At 54.9% G+C, this 628-nt stretch carries 1 protein-coding gene; it reads right to left on the reverse strand.

Annotation, left to right across the window (positions count from 1 at the left end; all coding sequences use genetic code 11):
* The coding region (locus A3730_RS31170; RefSeq protein WP_197477330.1) for a TonB-dependent receptor domain-containing protein at positions 1 to 628 on the reverse strand (628 nt) is incomplete at both ends.

The following is a 628-nucleotide window of genomic DNA, read 5'->3' on the forward strand; positions in this document are numbered from 1 at the left end:
AGGCACGGTGAAATAGTTGCCGTCGTAGGAGGTGGCGAATTCGTCATCCATCTTCGATTCGATATCGGCATAGGTAACAGAAAGTCGGCCAAGATCGGCACGGTAACCAACGGTGGTGTCGAAGCCGTTGATATCAAAGTCGGAGAACAGGTCCGGGCCACCACGATAAGTGGGAACACGGGCATCGCGCAGGCCGGTTTCGAACTGATTTGCTTCGAAGAAGAAACCGTTCCAGTTAGCCTTGAAACCCACGGTGTGGTTGTGGGACTGCACCGGTTTCATGTCGTTATAGACCCAGGCGCCGTTGAGAATAAAGTTCTCGGCCAGCGCAGTCCCGCCCCAGACATCGGCGTAACCGGCATTAATGGCAAAGTGTTCGTTGAAATGAAATTCGGCGAAGACGTTGCTGCTGGTGCCTTCGTCTTCATGGCTGGAATCATCGGTGCCGGTGAAATCCTGCTGGTCATAACGCAGGCCGTAGGACAGGTCCAGGCGCTGGAACAGCGTTTGGCGGAATTGCACGAAGGCGCCGGTGTTTTCGGCTTTTTCTTCCAGATCCGGGTCTCCGGCGAACTGGAATACGGCGCTGTCATCGTAGTAGTCCATACCGGCGGTGATATCCACGAAG

Source organism: Alcanivorax sp. HI0044, from assembly GCF_001634945.1.